The organism is Pseudomonas sp. HT11 (genome assembly GCF_044875395.1).
Lineage (GTDB): Bacteria > Pseudomonadota > Gammaproteobacteria > Pseudomonadales > Pseudomonadaceae > Aquipseudomonas.
Genome location: NZ_CP173217.1, coordinates 3,341,036 through 3,359,182 on the forward strand (window position 1 = coordinate 3,341,036; position 18,147 = coordinate 3,359,182).

Sequence of the window (18,147 nt, forward strand, 5' to 3'; positions counted from 1 at the left end):
AGTGTGCGGCTCAACGCGAGCACGTCTTGAGGCCACGCATTCCCCGACAACCCCGACGATCAGCGCAAGCATTCAACCTTGCATATCGTTAAAAGTTTTTTGTCCTACAAAATTCCCGCATAAACCATACAGGCTCTGGGATCTGGCCTAGACTCATGACCGATGGGTCCGTTCCAAAACAAAAACCCCGCAAAAAATCGAAACTTTCCAACTCTGCCATAGGTCCAGTTTTTAAGGGAGGCGAGTGCACGCGGTTCACGCCAAATGCCCGTCCATCCACTCTTTTTTAGCAATGAGTGCAACTGGCATACGCCTTGCCAGTTTGTACAGTGCTTGTGCGCCTGGCCGCAGGATGCGGTCTTCGGAGCCGATGGCAGCGGGCCATTAGCCAACCAGATATGTCGGAGAGAACTATGATCAGTGCTGCAGTAGAAACTCAGGGAGAGCGTTTTAGTCAGCCGGTAGGGGGGCCAACATCGTTGACCGACCTGCCCAACACTGTGCGGCCGATCGTGAGTCAGAACCCTAATAGAAAGAAAGTCCTGTTTGTCACCTCCGAATTCGCCGACCTGGTGAAAACCGGCGGCCTGGGCGACGTGTCCGCCGCCCTGCCCCGCGCCATGGCGCATCTGCACGACGTGCGTGTGCTGATTCCGGGTTATCCGCAAGTGATGGAAAGCGACAACCCGATCCATATCATCGGCGAACTGGGTGGCCACGCAGCGCTGCCGCCGTGCAAGATCGGGCGTATGGATCTCAAGGATGGCCTGGTCATCTATGTGCTGATCTGCCCCGAGCTGTATGAGCGCGAAGGCACGCCGTACGGCGCCAACAACGGCCGTGACTGGCCGGACAACCACATTCGCTTCGCACGCCTGGGCCTGGCCGCCGCCGACATGGCTGCCAACCTCGCACAGATCCACTGGTGCCCGGACCTGGTGCACGCCCATGACTGGCCCGCTGGCCTGGCTCCGGCTTATATGCACTGGCGTGGTTCGCGTACGCCAACGCTGTTCACCATTCATAACCTCGCCTACCAAGGCGTGGTCAGCCTGGCCTCCACCCCTGAGCTGGGGATCCCGCCGCATGCCCTGCAACAGGAAGGCATGGAGTTCTACGGCAAAATGTCGTTCCTCAAGGCCGGCATGGCGTATTCCAGCCATATCACCACCGTGAGCGCCACGTACGCCCAAGAAATCACCACACCGGAATTCGGTTGCGGCCTTGATGGCTTCCTGGCGAGCAAGACTCAACAGGGCCTGCTCAGTGGCATCCCCAACGGTATCGATGAAAGCTGGGAGACCTCCACCGACACGCACCTGACCCACAACTTCAACATTGGTGACTGGGAAGGCAAAGCCATCAACGCCGCCCATGTGCGCGAATTGTTCGGCCTGCACGACTCCACCGGCCCGCTGTTTGCCGTGGTGTCGCGCCTGGTTTACCAAAAAGGCCTGGACCTCACCGAGGCGGTCAGCAGCTTTATCGTCGAGAATGGTGGCCAGATTGCCATCATCGGCCGAGGTGAGCCTGAAGAAGAGCACGCCATGCGTGAGTTGGCCCTGCGCTTCCCGGGCCAGGTGGGCGTGCGCATCGGCTTCAACGAAACCGACGCCCGCCGCATGTTCGCCGGCAGCGACTTCCTGTTGATGCCATCGCGCTATGAGCCCTGCGGCCTGAGCCAGATGTACGCCCAGCGCTTCGGCTCGCTGCCGGTGGCACGCAATACCGGCGGCCTGGCCGACACCATCGAAAATGGCGTCACCGGGTTCCTGTTCAATGAATCCACGGTAGACAGCTACAAGGAAGCGCTGAGCCGCGCCTTCAGGGTATTTGCCAATACCGGCCTGCTCAATGCGATGCGCAGCCGCGCCATGACACAACCGTTCAACTGGTCCCAGGCAGTGGAACCCTACGCCGAACTGTATGAACAGCTTGTGGCTAAAGCACTGGGGAAATCGAACAAATAATCAAGGGAGGGCTTCATAGATGCCGTCACGGACTCTGGAAACCTGGCCCCACGGCGCAATTATGCTGGACGCGCAACACACGCGTTTTGCCCTGTGGGCGCCAGACGCGTTTTATGTCAGCGTTGAATTGGAAGACGGCAAGTCCATCGCCATGTTGCCTCAGGCAGATGGCTGGTTTGAGGTAGAGATAAAGTGCCCGGCGGGCACTCGCTACCGCTACAACATCGACGGCGAAAACGATGTACCCGACCCGGCATCCAGGGCGCAAGCCCAGGATGTTCATGGTTGGAGCGTGGTTGTCGATCCACTCGCCTATCAGTGGCGCCACAGCCAATGGCAAGGCCGCCCATGGCACGAAGCGGTGATCTACGAGCTGCACGTGGGTGCGCTGGGTGGCTACGCCGCCGTACAAGCGCAACTGCCACGCCTGGCTGAACTGGGCGTCACCGCGATTGAATTGATGCCGTTGGCGCAATTTCCCGGCGAACGCAATTGGGGTTACGACGGGGTTCTGCCCTACGCGCCACACTCCTCTTATGGCTCGCCGGAACAGCTCAAGCAATTGATCGACAGCGCCCACGAACACGGCCTGGCGGTGATGCTCGATGTGGTTTACAACCACTTCGGCCCGGACGGCAACTACCTGGGCCAATACGCCAAAGGCTTCTTTCAAGAAGACGTGCACACGCCCTGGGGCGCTGGCATTGATTTTGATCGTCGCGAAGTGCGCGACTTCTTCCTCGACAATGCGTTGATGTGGTTGCTCGAATACCGCTTTGACGGCCTGCGCCTGGACGCGGTGCACGCGATCGACAATCCCGATTTTCTCAAGGAGCTGGCCCACCGTGTTCGCCAGCAGGTGGACACAGGCCGGCACGTTTGGCTGGTGCTGGAAAACGAGCTGAACCAGGCCAGCCTGTTGAAAAACGATTTCGACGCGCAGTGGAACGATGACTTTCACAACGTGCTGCACGTATTGCTCACCGGCGAAACCGACGCCTATTACAGCGACTTCGCCGAAAACCCTACCGAAAAACTCGCGCGCTGCCTGGGTGAGGGGTTCATCTATCAGGGCCACACCACCCGCCACGGCCATGAGCGCGGCGAACCCAGTGGGGACTTGCCGCCCAGCGCCTTCGTGGCGTTTTTGCAGAACCATGACCAGATCGGTAACCGCGCGCTGGGCGAACGCCTGCATCAGCTGTGCTCACCGCAGGCGCTCAAGGCAGCCACGACGTTATTGCTGCTGTCGCCGATGATTCCGTTGCTGTTCATGGGTGATGAAGTGAACGCCGAGGAACCGTTCCTGTTTTTCACGGATCACCATGGCGAGCTTGCCGAAGCTGTGCGCGAAGGCCGGCGCAACGAGTTTGCCGATTTTGCCGCATTCAAGGACCCGCAAAGGCGCGAACACATTCCCGACCCGAACGCCCTGCCCACCTTTGTGCAATCAGCGCCCGCCTTCACCGAAAACCAACACGCTCAGTTCTACCGCCAACTGTTGAGCTTGCGCCACCAGCGGATCGTGCCGCACTTGCCCGGCAGCGTGGCCTTGGGTGCGCAAGTACTGGGGCAAGGCGCCGTCAGCGCGCGCTGGCGCCTGGGCAACGGCAGTGTGTTGCAGATCGACTTGAACCTGGGCGCCGAACCGCTGGATCACCCCGCGCCGCCGCACCTGCTATTTGAAACGCCTGCCGGTGAAGGGGCGCAATTGGCGCCCTTCAGCGCACGCGTTGCCCTATCCCCTGTTGGAGAGCACCTTTGAGCGAAGCGAACCTGGAAATACTCGCCAGCCGAGCGGGCTTGGCCGTCGATTGGATCGACGCAAACGGCCGTCCGCAACATGTTAAACCCGGCGCCTTGCGCGCCGTTCTCAAAGGTCTGGGCCACCCGGCCGATACCGATGCCGAAATCAACGCCAGCCTGCTCGAACTCGAACAGGTGCAGCAAGACAAACACCTGCCGCCGTTGATGACCGTCGACAGCGGCGAAGGCCTCGACCTGGCACGCTACTTTGCCGCAGACACGCCCTGCCGCGTCAGTCTGGAAACCGGCGAAACCCTGGAGCTGCGCCTCGACGGTGATGCCGTGCTGCCAGGCGTCATCGCGCTGGGCTATCACCAAGTGCACATCGACGACCAGACCTTCACCCTGGCCGTGGCCCCCGCCCATTGCTACAGCGTGGCCGAAGCCGTTGACGCCCAACCCGCGCGCGCCTGGGGCCTGAGCGCCCAGCTGTATGCGCTGCGTCGCCTCGGCGACGGCGGTTTTGGCGACACGCAGGCGTTAGAGCACATGGTCCGCGCCGCCGCCGAACGCGGCGCCGATGCCTTGGCGATCAGCCCGATGCACGCGATGTTCAGCGCCGACACCGAGCGCTTCAGCCCCTACTCGCCGTCCAGCCGCCTGTTTCTGAACAGCCTGTACGCCTCGCCTGCCTGCATTCTGGGCGAGCGCGAAGTGCGCAATGCCATCGACGCCTGCGGTTTGACCGAAGAGCTGCACACGCTGGAACAGCACACGCTGATCGACTGGCCCGCCGCCGCCAAGGCCAAGCAGCGCCTGTTGCGCGCCCTGTATGAAGACTTCCGCCACGGCGGACACCCCCAGCATGCCGATTTCCTGAGCTTTCGCCAGAATGGCGGTGAAGCCCTGGAGAACCACTGCCGTTTCGAAGCCGTGCAGGCCGTTCGCGCCGCCGCAGGTGAGGACCTCGACTGGCGGCACTGGCCCGAAGCCTGGCGCTCGCCGCAAAGCCCTGAACTGGTTAAGTTCGCCGCTGAACACCGTGACGAAATCGGCTTCTACGCGTTCAGCCAATGGCTGATCGCGCGTTGCCTGGAGCGTGCGCAGCAAGCGGCGCGTGGCAGCGGCATGGGCGTCGGCCTGATCGCCGACCTGGCCGTCGGCGCCGACGGCGGCGGCAGCCAGGCCTGGAGCCGCCAGGATGAATTGCTGGCGAACCTCACCGTGGGCGCGCCGCCCGATATTCTCAACCGCGCCGGTCAAGGATGGGGCATCTCGGCGTTTTCCCCCGAGGGCCTCAAACGCAATGGCTTCCGCGCCTTTATCGAGATGCTGCGAGCCAACTTCGCCCATGCCGGCGGCCTGCGCATCGACCATGTGATGGGCCTGCAACGCCTGTGGGTGATCCCCATGGATGCCTCCCCGCGCGAGGGTGCGTACCTGTATTACCCGGTGGACGACCTGCTGCGGCTGCTGGCGCTGGAATCCCAGCGCCACAAGGCGATTGTGCTGGGTGAAGACCTCGGCACCGTGCCCGACGGCCTGCGCGAAAAACTCAGCGCGCGTTCGATTCTGGGCATGCGCGTGCTGCTGTTCGAACAAAATCACGATGGCCAGTTCAGGCCGATCCTCGACTGGCCGGACAACGCCTTGGCGACCACCAGCACCCACGACTTGCCGACCCTCAACGGTTGGTGGCACAGCCGCGACATCGAGTGGAATATCCAGCTCGGCCTGATCGACGCACCGACGGTCGAGCAATGGAGCGAACACCGCCTGCGCGAACGTCAGGCGCTGCGCCAGGCCTTGAGCCAGGACCCGCAGAACTTTGTCGATGAAATCCGCAACGACACCGACCACATGATCGACGCCAGCGTGCGCTACCTCGGCCATACCCGTGCGCCCCTGGTATTGCTGCCGCTGGAAGACGCGCTGGGCATCGAAGAACAAGCCAACCTGCCCGGCACCACTGACACCCATCCCAATTGGCGCCGTCGCCTGCCGGGCGAAGCCGCCAGCCTGCTCGACAACGCCGGCGCTGCCCGCCGCCTCGAACTGCTGGCCGTTGCGCGTAACCAAGCCTATGAGCGTGACCGATGAAAGCACTGCCCCTGCGCGCTACCCAGCGCCTGCAATTCCATAAAGGTTTTACCCTGGACGATGCGGTGCCTCTGGTGCCGTACTTCGCCCAGCTAGGCATCAGCCATTTGTACGCCTCACCGATACTCAGTGCCCGCGCCGGCTCCATGCACGGCTACGACGTGGTCGACCCGACGACCGTCAATCCCGAACTGGGCGGCGAGCCGGCCTTGCGCCGCCTGGTTGCTGCGCTGCGTGAACACCAGATGGGGCTGATCCTCGATATCGTCTCCAACCATATGGCCGTGGGTGGCGCGGACAACCCGTGGTGGCTGGACCTGCTCGAATGGGGACGCCTGAGCCCCTACAGCGAATTCTTCGATATTCAGTGGCACTCGCCAGACCCGTTGCTCAAAGGCCAACTGCTGATGCCGTTCTTGGGCAGCGACTACGGCGAGGCCCTGCAAACCGGCACGCTGACGCTGCATTTCGACGCCGAGCATGGGGCCTTTTACGTCGAGCATTACGAACACCGCTTCCCGATCTGCCCGCGCGACTACGCATTGATCCTCGGCGCCGACGAGCCGCTCCGGCCGCTGGCCGAGCGTTTCAGCGCGCTGGCCTGTCAGGATGATGCCTACCACGAAGCCGCCTGGCTCAAGCAGGCGCTGGCCGAGCGCGCGACCGAAAGCGACGTGCGCCAGGCTATCGAGCAACGTCTGGGCGAGTTCGACGCACGCCAGCCCGAGGGTTTCAATCGCCTGCATCAATTGCTCGAAGAACAAGTCTACCGGCTCGCCAGCTGGCGCACGGCGGCGGACGATATCAACTGGCGGCGCTTCTTTGATGTCAACGAATTGGGCGGCTTGCGCGTCGAACGCAAGGCGGTGTTCGAGGCCACCCACGGCAAGATCTTCGAGCTGATCAGCGAAGGCCTGATCGATGGCTTGCGCATCGACCATATCGACGGCCTGGCCGACCCACGCGGTTACTGCCGCAAGCTGCGGCGTCGGGTTGATTCACTGGCGCCCGAACGGCACTTGCCGATCTTCGTGGAAAAAATCCTCGGTGAAGGCGAAACCCTGCGCGAAGACTGGAACGTGGACGGCACCACCGGCTACGAATTCATGAACCAGCTGTCGTTGCTGCAGCACGATCCTCAAGGCTTCGAGCCGCTTGCCGAGTTGTGGACCCGCCACAGCGGACGGCCAGCGGCCTTTATCGAAGAAGCCTGGCTGGCGCGCCAGCAGATCCTGAATGGCTCGCTGGCCGGTGACTTCGAAAGCGTGGCCCAGGCCCTGCTGCAAGTGGCCCGTGACGATGTGATGACCCGTGACCTGACTCTGGGCGCGATCCGCCGCGCCTTGCAGGAGCTGATCGTGCACTTCCCGGTGTACCGCACTTACATCAGCGCCCGTGGCCGCAGCGAAAACGATGACGTGTTTTTCCTGCAAGCCCTGGCCGGTGCCCGCAGCACCTTGAGCGAAGGCGACTGGCCGGTGCTCGACCACCTGGAAAAATGGCTGGGCGGCCAGCCGTGGCGCCATCGCCCGATCGGGCGTGAGCGCAAGATACTCAAGCATGCCTGTGTGCGCTTCCAGCAACTGACCTCTCCGGCCGCGGCCAAGGCCGTGGAAGACACCGCGTTCTATCGCTCGGCAGTACTGCTGTCGCGCAATGACGTGGGTTTCAGCACCGAGCAGTTCAGTGCGCCGGTGGCGGCGTTTCACACCGTCAACCAACAGCGCTTGCAAACCTTTCCCGACAACCTGCTGGCCACCGCCACCCACGACCACAAGCGCGGCGAAGATACCCGCGCACGCCTGGCGGTATTGAGTGAATGCGCGCCGTGGTACGTCGAACAGGTCGAGCATTGGCGCACCCTGGCCGCCCCGTTGCGCGAGGATGCCAATAGCCCGTCGGCCGGCGACGAGCTGATCCTGTATCAAGTGCTGCTGGGCAGTTGGCCGCTGGACCTGCACCTGGACGTCGAGAACTACCAGCAGCGCCTCTGGCAATGGCAGCAAAAGGCCCTGCGCGAAGCCAAGTTGCAAAGCAGCTGGAGCGCACCGAACGAGGCCTATGAACAAGGCGTCGAGGCGTTTCTCTCGCGCTTGTTGCTCAGCGAGGCCGGCAGCGCGTTGCGCACCGCCCTGGGCAATGCCGCTCACGCCATTGCCGCGGCGGGCGCAATCAACAGCCTGGCGCAATCCTTGCTTCGGATCACCGTGCCGGGTGTGCCGGACTTGTACCAGGGCGATGAGTTCTGGGACTTCAGCCTGGTGGACCCGGACAACCGTCGTCCGGTGGACTTCAGCGCACGGCAACAAGCGCTGAACACACCCCCGGACATCCCTGAACTGTTGTCCAACTGGCGCGACGGGCGCGTCAAGCAAGCGCTGATTGCCCAAGTGCTGGCGTTGCGCAAGGCGAACCCCGAGATCTTCCACAGCGGCCGCTACACACCGCTGGAGGTCACCGGCACGCACGCAGAACACGTGGTCGCATTCTGTCGCGAACATCAAGGCAAATGCCTGCTGGTGGTGGTGCCGCGCTGGCCTCATCGCCTGCTGGAAAACGGTGAGCGGCCCCACATCAACGCGCAGGTTTGGGGCGATACGCGGGTGAAATTACCGTTCGCCGCGACAACGCAAAACTGGAAGGGACTTTTTCATACAGGCGCAGTCACACCAAACAAGGAGCTGTTGATCAGCGCTGCCCTGGGGGATTTCCCGGTCAATGTCTTTATCAATCCTGATGATCAAGAAAGCTGAAACTTTTCTGTGAGGAGCATTGTGATGAGTACTGAAGACAAACGTATTCGCGAGTTGGCGCATCAGATCTGGGAATCCGAGGGCAAGCCCCACGGAGAGGACACCCGCCACTGGGAGATGGCGCGCAAACTGGCCGAAGCCGAAGCGCTGACGCCGAGTAAGCCCAAGGCCGCTGCCAAGCCGAAAACCGCGCCCAAGCCTGCGCCCAAAGCCAAGCCACCAGCACCGGCGGCGAGCAAACCGGCGCCGCCTGCGGCGAAAAAGCCCGCAGCACCGAAAAAACCCAAGCCTTAAGCGTCACGACCTTACGGGCCTCCTCCCGGCGCTGCCGGCAGGAGGTTCCCTTTTGAATATCCACTGCGTCAGCTGAACGATCGCCAGCACGGTCGCGCTCGGCCCGAAAAAAGACCCTTGCAGGAGCAACTCAATGAGCAAACCAGATAAAAACCAACCGACGCCGGAAAACGAGCCGTCGCGGATTCGTGAAGGTTTGCCCTTCCCCCTCGGCGCCACCTGGGACGGCCTGGGCGTCAACTTTGCGCTGTTCTCGGCCAACGCCACCAAAGTTGAACTGTGCCTGTTTGACGACACCGGCGAAGTTGAGCTGGAACGTATCGAACTGCCCGAATACACCGACGAAACCTTCCACGGTTACCTGCCCGACGCCCACCCTGGGCTGATTTACGGCTACCGCGTATACGGTGCATATGACCCGGCCAATGGTCACCGCTTCAACCACAACAAATTGCTGATCGACCCCTATGCCAAACAGCTGGTGGGCGAACTCAAATGGTCCGAGGCGTTGTTCGGCTACACCATCGGCCACCCCGACGACGACCTCAGTTTCGACGAACGCGACAGCGCACCCTTCGTGCCCAAGTGCAAGGTCATCGACCCGGCGCACACCTGGGGCAACGACCAGCCGGTGCGGGTGCCATGGGACCGCACAATCATTTATGAAACCCACCTGCGCGGCATCAGCATGCGCCATCCTTCGGTTGGCGAATCGGTGCGCGGCACCTGCGCCGGGCTGATGGAAGATGACGTGCTCAAGCACATCCGCCAGCTGGGCGTGTCGTCGGTGGAATTGCTGCCCGTGCACGCATTCGTCAACGACCAGCACTTGCTGCAAAAAGGCATGACCAACTACTGGGGCTACAACAGCATCGCCTTCTTCGCCCCGGACCCGCGCTACCTGGCCAGCGGCAAGATCGCCGAGTTCAAGGAAATGGTCGCGCACCTGCACGAAGCCAAGCTGGAAGTGATCCTCGATGTGGTCTACAACCACACCGCCGAAGGCAACGAGCGTGGCCCGACCCTGTCCATGCGCGGCATCGACAACGCCTCCTACTATCGCCTGATGCCTGACGACAAGCGCTTCTACATCAACGATTCCGGCACCGGCAACACCCTGGACCTGAGCCACCCGTGCGTGCTGCAAATGGTCACCGACTCCTTGCGTTACTGGGCCACCGAGATGCACGTGGACGGTTTCCGCTTTGACCTGGCGACCATTCTGGGCCGTTACCGCGATGGCTTCGACGAACGCCACAGCTTCCTCGTGGCCTGCCGCCAGGACCCGGTGTTGCGCCAGGTGAAAATGATCGCCGAACCCTGGGACTGCGGCCCCGGTGGCTACCAAGTGGGCAAATTCCCACCGGGCTGGGTGGAATGGAACGACCGTTTCCGCGACACCGTGCGCGCGTTCTGGAAAGGCGACGACGGCCAGTTGGCAGACTTCGCTGCACGCATGACGGCGTCCGGCGAGATGTTCAACCAGCGTGGTCGACGCCCGTATAGCTCGGTCAACTTCATCACCGCCCACGACGGCTTCACCTTGCACGACCTGGTGTCGTACAACGACAAGCACAACGAAGCCAACGACGAAAACAACCAGGACGGCAGCAACAACAACCTGTCCTGGAACCATGGCGTCGAAGGGCCTACCGAAGACCCGGAAATCAACGCGCTGCGCCTGCGCCAGATGCGCAACTTTTTTGCCACCCTGCTCTTGGCCCAAGGCACACCGATGCTGGTGGCCGGTGACGAGTTCGCACGTACCCAGCACGGCAACAACAATGCCTACTGCCAGGACAGCGAGATCGGCTGGGTCAACTGGGAGCTGGACGACGACGGCAAGGCGCTGCTCAAGTTCGTGAAACGCCTGATCAAGCTGCGCCTGGCGTATCCGATCCTGCGCCGTGGACGCTTCCTGGTGGGTGACTACAACGAAGACATCGGGGTGAAGGATGTCACTTGGCTGGCGCCGGATGGCAACGAAATGACCACCGAACAGTGGCAAGACAGCCATGGCCGTTGCCTGGGCATGCTGATGGATGGCCGCGCCCAGGAAACCGGGATTCGCCGCCCGGGTGGCGATGCGACGTTGCTGCTGGTGGTCAACGCCCACCACGACATGGTCAATTTCCGCCTGCCACCGGTGCCGGAAGGCGAATTCTGGACCTGCATGCTCGACACCAATGAGCCGGCGGTTCGCGGCCAGGAGCGCTTTGATTTCGAGCACGAGTACGCGGTAACCGGCCGCTCGCTGTTGCTGTTTGAACTGCAGCACGACGAGGTGTGAAATGGCGTTGCATGGATTCCTTCAAAGCTACCGGGGCTATGCGGACACGCACGCTTTGGGCCAAGCCCTGAAGGCACTTCAGGAAGAAGGCCTGGACCAGCTGCCGTTACCCGGCAGTGGCCAGACGCTGGAGCGATTCAGTCGTCTGGCCCAGGTGGCGGGCCACGACCTGCGCCTGTGCAAATTGTTCGAAGGCCACACCGATGCCTTGGCGATCATCGCCGAACTCGACAGCCCCTTGCCGCCTTTGGGCAGCTTGTGGGGCATGTGGGCCGCCGAACCGCCGACAGCCAAGGTGCGCGTGCACCGTGATGGCCATCGGTTGATCGTCGAGGGGCGCAAGGCCTGGTGTTCCGGGGCGGCGGTGGTCAGTCATGGCTTGCTGACCGCCTGGGACGACGAGGACCGTCAGCAATTGGTTGCCGTGGACATGGATCAGCCCGGCATTACCGTCACCAATGAAGGCTGGAACGCCGTGGGCATGGCCGCCACTGGCAGCGTCGAGATTGTGTTCGACGGGGCCAAGGGTATTGCCGTCGGCGGGCCGGGTGATTACCTGTCCCGCCCTGGCTTCTGGCAAGGCGGGATTGGCATTGCCGCCTGCTGGTACGGCGGCGCGCAACGCCTGGCCGAGGTGTTGCGCGAGCAATGCAGCAAGCGCCCCGAGCCCCATGCCCTCGCCCACCTGGGCGCGGTGGACAGCGTGCTCAACAGTGCGGCCTGTGTGTTGCGTGACAGTGCAGAACAGGTTGACCGCGCGCCACGGGCGGATGCACGGCTGCTGGCGCAGCAGGCGCGTGCGTGCATCGAAGATACCGTCGAGCAGGTCATCCACCATGTGGGCCGTGCGGCAGGTGCCGGGCCTTATTGCAAAGACCCGCACTTTGCCCAGTTGATGGCCGACCTGCCGGTGTACGTGCGCCAGAGCCATGCGGAACGCGACCTGGCGGCGTTGGGCGAACAGGTGGCCGAGCAGCCCACAGGGAGGTGGCAGTTATGAAACCCAATCCGATCGTAGGCCAGGGCACGCCACTGCATCAGTGGCAAGCCTCGTCGCACATGGCCGAACTGCCGCACATCAGCGTCGAACAGTTGGTACCCGAAGGGCATCGGGCAGTCATTATTGCCCCGCATCCGGACGATGAAGTGCTCGGTTGCGGTGGCCTGCTGCAAGGCCTGGCGGCCATCGGCCGGCCAATTCAGCTGATTTCGGTGACCGATGGCAGCGCCAGCCATCCGGGCTCTCAGCGCTGGCCGGTGGAGCGCCTGAGTGTGGTGCGCCCGCAGGAATCAGCCCAAGCATTGCACCGCCTGGGTTTGCCGTTGCACAGCCTCAAATGGCTGCGCGCAGGGTTCAGCGACAGTCAGGTGGCGGCGCAGGAAGACCAACTGAGCACGTTTATCCAACGCTACCTCAAACCCACCGACGTGGTATTCACCACCTGGCGCGAAGATGGGCATTGCGACCATGAGGCCGTCGGCCGCGCCAGTGCAAAGGCCGCGCATGCGGTCGGCGCGACCCTGTATGAATTGCCGGTATGGACCTGGCACTGGGCAACCCCCGAAGACAGCCAGGTGCCCTGGCACCGCGCGCGCAAAATCCCGCTGACGCCCGAAACGGTGGCGCGTAAGCGGCATGCCATCCACGCGTTTGCCAGCCAGTTGGAGGGCGACCCGCAGATCGGCCTGCCGCCTGTGCTTGCGCCTTATGTGGTGGAACGCCTGCTGCAGCCTTTTGAAGTGGTGTTTGTATGAGTGTGGCCACGCCGTATTTCGACCAACTGTTCGCCGGCAATGACGACCCTTGGGCATTTCGCCAACGCTGGTACGAGCAGCGCAAACGCGCGCTGACCCTGGCGGCGCTGACCCGCCCGCGTTATGCGTCGATATTCGAACCCGGTTGCGCCAACGGCGAGCTGAGCGCCGAACTGGCGCCGCGCTGTGACCGCCTGGTGTGTTGTGACACGGCCAGTGCCGCAGTGGCATTGGCAAAAACCCGGTTGCTGGGGTTCCCTCATGCCGAGGTGCAGCAAAGCCGTTTGCCGGAACAGTGGCCGACCGGCTCGTTCGAACTGATCGTGTTGAGCGAGCTGTGCTACTACCTGGATGCCGATGATTTGCACCGCCTGGTTGACTGCGCCCTTGGCGCCTTGACCGAAGATGGGCAACTGCTGGCCTGTCACTGGCGCCCCCGCATTGAAGGTTGCCCGCAGACCGCTGAACAGGTGCATACCCTGCTGCAGCAACGGCTGGGTATGCCGCCGGTGGTGCAGCATCACGAAAGTGATTTCCTGCTCGACCTGTGGAGTCGCGACAGTACCTCGGTCGCCACCCTGGAGGGGCTGCGATGATCGGCGTTCTGATCCCGGTGCATAACGAAGAGGCGCTGCTGGGCGAATGCCTGAAGGCCGCCCTGGTTGCTGCCCGCCATCCGGGGCTGCTCGGCGAAGCGGTTCAGATCCTCACCGTGCTCGACAGCTGCAACGATGGCAGTGCGGCGATCGTGCAAGCCTATGCGGTGCACAGCCTGCACGTGCAGGCGCGCAATGTCGGGCAAGTGCGCGGTGTGGGTGCGCGGCACTTGCTGAATCAAGGTGCACGCTGGATTTCGTGCACGGACGCCGACAGCCGCGTCGCCCCTGACTGGCTGGTGGCGCAATTGGCGCTGGGTGTCGACGCGGTGTGCGGCACCGTGACCGTGGATGCCTGGAGTGAAGGCTTCGACCCCGCGGCGAAAATTCGCTACACCCAGGCCTACCAGGCCCGAGACGGCCATCGGCATGTTCACGGCGCCAATCTGGGCGTGAGTGCTGGCGCCTATGTGCAGGCCGGCGGGTTCGAGCCTCTGGCGTGCCACGAAGATGTGCAACTGGTGCGCAATCTGGAGCGTTGCGGCGCGTCCATCGCCTGGAGTCACACGCCACAGGTGATTACCAGTGGCCGGCTCGACTGCCGCGCCCAAGGCGGGTTTGGTGACTATTTGAAGAGCCTCATGCAGGCCAGCTGAAAAAATCAACATTTCACGATGTAAAACCCATGAATCCTTGACTATGCTGATAGCGCCTTGCCGGTATTCCAGGGTTGGAGTACCGCGCATCACCGCAGCGGAGTCTGCGGCGAACAAAAAGAGCGTCGTCCCGTCAACGGGGTACGGCCCAGCATCAATCGACAAGGATGTGACACCCATGAAGCCTGCCTCCTTAAGCGAGGGCCGCCGCGGTCCCGCGCAAATCTGGAACAGCGCGCCACAGTTGGCGCAAATTCCCGCTATCCCTCCTTCTTCGCTGGTGCCGCCCGGTGCACGCGTGGTGGTGATTGCTCCGCACCCTGGCGATGAAGTGCTGGCGTGTGGAGGGCTGCTGCAACTGTTCAGTACCCTGGAGCACCCGCTGCTGCTGATCTCGATCACCGATGGCAGCGCCAGCCACCCGGGATCTCACGCATGGCCGGCGAGCCGCCTGAGTGTGATTCGCCCCCAGGAAAGCGCCGAGGCGCTGCGCCGGCTGGGGATGCCGCTGCACAGCTTGAAGTGGATTCGCGGCGGTTTTCGTGACGACGCCCTGGCGAGCAGTGAACAGCCGATGAGCCAGTTCATTGCGCGTTACCTGCAGCCGGGCGACGTGGTGTTCACCACGTGGCGCAACGACGGCAATGACGATCACGACGCCGTCGGCCGTGCCAGCGCCAAGGCCTGCAGCCTGATCGGCGCGCGGCTTTATGAACTGCCCATCTGGGCCTGGCACAGTCCGGCGCGTGAAGCGGCGATGATGCCTTGGCAGCGAGCGCATAAGGTGCGTCTGGACAGCTGGAGCGTCGCGCGCAAACTTCACGCCGCTCATGCCTACGCCAGCCAATTGGTCGGCGACCCGACCATCGGGCTCGCGCCGATGCTCGCCCAGGAACTGCTGGAGCGCATGCGCGAGCCGTATGAGGTCGTGTTCGCGTAGCGCGGGCGGATATGTATCGCAGTGTGTACAGCAGGCGTGGCGATACACAACGTTTAACCCGAGACCGTTCCTGAAACATGCGCGATACAGCGCAGCGGTCAACTGAGTGTCAGGCACCCATCAGCCGCAGGAGGCTCGCCATGCACACTCTGTTGACCCGTCGCTCCAAACACCGTCCGCTTTTTCTGGCATTGGCCTTGTGTCTGTCAGCGGCTACCTGATCGGCAAGCAGGCCGCCGGCAAGTACGAATTTCGCCTGATCAATGGCGGGATCGACCACAACCTGGCGCAGGAAGCACCGGCGTTCGCCAAGGCCGTGTTCGACGCCGAGCACCTGTGACCTTATCGCGAGGACGCGTCGCGCGTGACGATGGCGTAACCCTCGAACCACCGGCCAATTCGATCACCACTTCGGCGGTCACCGCACCGTCGTTGACGCTCAGTACCGTGCCTTCCAGGCGGTTGCGCGTTAGTCATCAACATGACCCACGGCGCCTTGATCAGTGCCACGGCAACAACTCCAGTGTCCCGTCTGCCGGCATTCTGGGCCTGGTATTGACTACCTGTTGTCGCCCGAGCTGGCGACAAGCCCGCATCGACGATGTGAAAAATTTGTTAAGCATTTAACGTCAAAGGCTTTTTTGCTCGGATCCAATCTGACACACTGATGCGAATAATTATCATCATCTTTGTTATTCGCTAGGGACGGCGCTTTCGGGAGAGTCGGTTTCATGTCTGTGCAACAACACGGCGGTAAAGGTTTTTCACCCAATTTGATCGCGATGGCCATCTGTATTGCCAGCTCACAAGCGGCCTTCGCCGCCGACACGCAGCCGCCAGCCGACGTCGTCGAGTTGGGTGCAACGCAGATCAACACCGAGCAACAACTCGGTGCGACCACCGAAGGCAGCCCGTCCTACACCACCGGCTCGATGGCCACGGCAACCAAACTTCCACTGACGATGCGCGAAACCCCACAGGCCGTCACCGTCATCACACGACAGCGTATGGATGACCAGGCGATGACCAGCATCAACGACGTGGTCAAGGCCACGCCCGGGTTGTTCCTGAATTTCTCCAGCGGCCCTGGCCGGCAGTCGTACACCTCGCGCGGTTTCGACATCGACAACCTGATGTATGACGGTATTCCCAGCGGCTACAACGGGGTCACGGTCGGCGCCCAGCCGAACCTGGCCATGTTCGACCGCGTCGAGGTAGTGCGCGGCGCAACAGGTCTGGTCACCGGTGCCGGCAACCCTTCAGCCGCCATCAACCTGATCCGCAAGCGACCGCTGGACGAGCAGAAAGTCACCCTCACCGGCGCCGCCGGCAGCTGGGACAATTACCGTGGCGAGCTGGACGCCTCCAGCCCACTCAACGACAGCGGTACCTTGCGCGGCCGGGTGGTCACTTCTTACGGTGATGCCAACAGTTTCATCGATAAAGTCCAGGAAGATCACGGGCTGTTCTACGCCGTCACCGAAGCGGATTTGAGCGAAGACACCACCCTGACCCTGGGTTTCTCCAACCAGAAGGACAAGACCAACTACTTCTGGGGATCGGCGATGGTCGGTCAGGACGGCCATCATCTGGACCTGCCGCGCTCCTACAACCCCGGCACTCGCTGGGAGAACAAGGACCAGGAAATCAACACGGTGTTCGCCGAGCTGCGTCAGCGCCTGGCCAACGACTGGAGCCTTCAAGTCAACGCCAACTACGCCGAACAGAACGCGTTGTTTTCAGGCTCCTACCAGTCGCGCTGGGTCAACAACACCCCAGCCCGCACGGTCTACCAGGCGGCCTACGATGAAAACCAGGCCGGCATCGACGCCTTTGCCAGCGGCCCTTTCCAGGCGTTCGGGCGTACCCATGAACTGGTGGTAGGCGCCAGCAAGCGCATCTACGACCTGACCACCCACAGCTACAGCCCGTACGACACCAACTGGCCACTCACCGCCGGCAAGCCGGACTTCGTCCACACCGACAACCAGCGCGAAGTCACCACTCAGGACGGCGTCTACGTCACCACGCGCCTGAGCCTGGCCGACCCGTTGAAGCTGATCCTCGGCGGGCGCCTTGACTGGTATGACTATGACAACCGTGACGGCGACGGTGACTATCATGTCACCCGCAACCTCACCCGCTACGCAGGTTTGATCTATGAGCTGGACGACCATCACTCGGTCTACGTCAGCTACAGCGACATCTTCACGCCGCAGAGTGAAAAGGACACGTCCGGTAAGCCGGTCAAGCCGATTGTCGGCAAGAACTACGAGGTCGGCATCAAGGGCGAATACCTGGGCGGCGCGCTGAATGCGAGCCTGGCGCTGTTCCGCGTCGACCAGGAAAACCGGGCGGTGCAAGTGTTCGTGCCAAACTGCCCGCAGGCCTCCTGCAACGAAGCCTCCGGCGAAATTCGCAGCGAGGGTATCGACGTCGAACTGCAAGGCGCGTTAACCGAGAATTGGCAGGTTGGCGGTGGCTACACCTACGCCCGTACGCACACCATCAAGGATGATGCCAACCCGCAGAAGGTCAACAAGCAGTACGACACCGACACGCCAGAACAGCTGTTCAAACTGACCACGCGCTACAACCTTCAGGGCCCGCTGGAAAAATTCCGCGTGGGCGGCAACGTCTCCTGGCAGAGCCGCATGTACAACGACCTTGCCCTCGCGGACGGCAGTAAATACCGGCTCAAACAGGGCAGCTATGCCGTCACCGACCTGATGGCCGGCTACCAGGTCAACCAGCACCTGGACCTGCAGCTCAACGCCAACAACATCTTCGACCGTCGCTACTACTCGACCATCGCCAACTCGGTGAGCTACGGCGGTGACGCGTACGGCAACCCACGCAACATGATGCTGACCGCCAAGTACACCTTCTGATCGTCATCGCCTCGGCTATCCGTTCGGGTAGCCGTTCTTAAAGTCCCGTTCAAGGATGCCGATAACGTTCTGGCATCCCTGAATCAAAAAACACACGAATACCTGCTTCACTCCACCGGCGGCCCGTCGTGGCACGCCGCATGCTTGCCTATTACC

The 18,147-nt window shown here is 62.3% G+C and carries 12 protein-coding genes and 2 pseudogenes; 13 read left to right on the forward strand and 1 reads right to left on the reverse strand.

From position 1 onward, the window contains the following. Window positions 1-413: 413 nt before the first annotated feature. The 12 genes and pseudogenes from glgA to ABWL43_RS15490 all read left to right on the forward strand — a co-directional run. The gene (glgA, locus tag ABWL43_RS15435) at window positions 414-1,970 is read left to right on the forward strand and encodes a glycogen synthase GlgA (RefSeq protein WP_145161041.1); all 1,557 of its coding nucleotides are present in this window, start codon (window positions 414-416) and stop codon (window positions 1,968-1,970) included. Window positions 1,971-1,989: 19 nt separating this feature from the next. After that, on the forward strand, window positions 1,990-3,735 hold the full coding sequence (gene treZ / locus ABWL43_RS15440) for a malto-oligosyltrehalose trehalohydrolase (RefSeq protein ID WP_404483020.1): 1,746 nt from the start codon (window positions 1,990-1,992) through the stop codon (window positions 3,733-3,735). After that, the gene (malQ, locus tag ABWL43_RS15445; RefSeq protein ID WP_242198117.1) at window positions 3,732-5,816 is read left to right on the forward strand and encodes a 4-alpha-glucanotransferase; all 2,085 of its coding nucleotides are present in this window, start codon (window positions 3,732-3,734) and stop codon (window positions 5,814-5,816) included. The genes treZ and malQ overlap by 4 nt, the downstream gene beginning before the upstream one ends. After that, the gene (locus ABWL43_RS15450) at window positions 5,813-8,569 is read left to right on the forward strand and encodes a malto-oligosyltrehalose synthase (RefSeq protein ID WP_404483021.1); all 2,757 of its coding nucleotides are present in this window, start codon (window positions 5,813-5,815) and stop codon (window positions 8,567-8,569) included. The genes malQ and ABWL43_RS15450 overlap by 4 nt, the downstream gene beginning before the upstream one ends. Before the next feature lie 24 nt (window positions 8,570-8,593). Continuing rightward, entirely contained in the window at window positions 8,594-8,863 is a 270-nt protein-coding gene (locus tag ABWL43_RS15455; protein WP_106579064.1) for a DUF2934 domain-containing protein, read from the forward strand. A gap of 133 nt (window positions 8,864-8,996) precedes the next feature. Beyond that, complete coding sequence (gene glgX / locus ABWL43_RS15460) at window positions 8,997-11,153, forward strand: glycogen debranching protein GlgX (protein WP_145161049.1); 2,157 nt, start codon at window positions 8,997-8,999, stop codon at window positions 11,151-11,153. A gap of 1 nt (window position 11,154) precedes the next feature. After that, entirely contained in the window at window positions 11,155-12,153 is a 999-nt protein-coding gene (locus ABWL43_RS15465) for an acyl-CoA dehydrogenase family protein (protein ID WP_404483022.1), read from the forward strand. Next, complete coding sequence (locus tag ABWL43_RS15470) at window positions 12,150-12,908, forward strand: PIG-L deacetylase family protein (protein WP_242198129.1); 759 nt, start codon at window positions 12,150-12,152, stop codon at window positions 12,906-12,908. The genes ABWL43_RS15465 and ABWL43_RS15470 overlap by 4 nt, the downstream gene beginning before the upstream one ends. Further along, complete coding sequence (locus ABWL43_RS15475; RefSeq protein ID WP_145161054.1) at window positions 12,905-13,504, forward strand: SAM-dependent methyltransferase; 600 nt, start codon at window positions 12,905-12,907, stop codon at window positions 13,502-13,504. Before ABWL43_RS15470 ends, ABWL43_RS15475 begins: the two co-directional genes overlap by 4 nt. Continuing rightward, a complete protein-coding gene (locus ABWL43_RS15480) occupies window positions 13,501-14,160 on the forward strand; it encodes a glycosyltransferase family 2 protein (protein WP_369303081.1) in 660 nt (219 codons plus the stop codon). Before ABWL43_RS15475 ends, ABWL43_RS15480 begins: the two co-directional genes overlap by 4 nt. 178 nt (window positions 14,161-14,338) lie before the next feature. Then, the gene (locus ABWL43_RS15485) at window positions 14,339-15,100 is read left to right on the forward strand and encodes a PIG-L deacetylase family protein (protein WP_404483023.1); all 762 of its coding nucleotides are present in this window, start codon (window positions 14,339-14,341) and stop codon (window positions 15,098-15,100) included. A 226-nt stretch (window positions 15,101-15,326) separates the two neighbouring features. Beyond that, window positions 15,327-15,440: pseudogene (locus ABWL43_RS15490) on the forward strand (alpha/beta hydrolase); the annotation flags it as partial. 14 nt (window positions 15,441-15,454) lie between these two features. On the opposite strand, the pseudogene ABWL43_RS15495 reads toward ABWL43_RS15490, so the two are convergent. Continuing rightward, window positions 15,455-15,622, reverse strand: a pseudogene (locus ABWL43_RS15495) (TOBE domain-containing protein); the annotation flags it as partial. 209 nt (window positions 15,623-15,831) lie between these two features. Here ABWL43_RS15495 and ABWL43_RS15500 point away from each other — a divergent pair. Beyond that, window positions 15,832-17,991: a TonB-dependent siderophore receptor gene (locus ABWL43_RS15500; RefSeq protein ID WP_404483024.1), complete on the forward strand. Its 2,160-nt coding sequence runs from the start codon at window positions 15,832-15,834 to the stop codon at window positions 17,989-17,991. Window positions 17,992-18,147 lie beyond the last annotated feature (156 nt).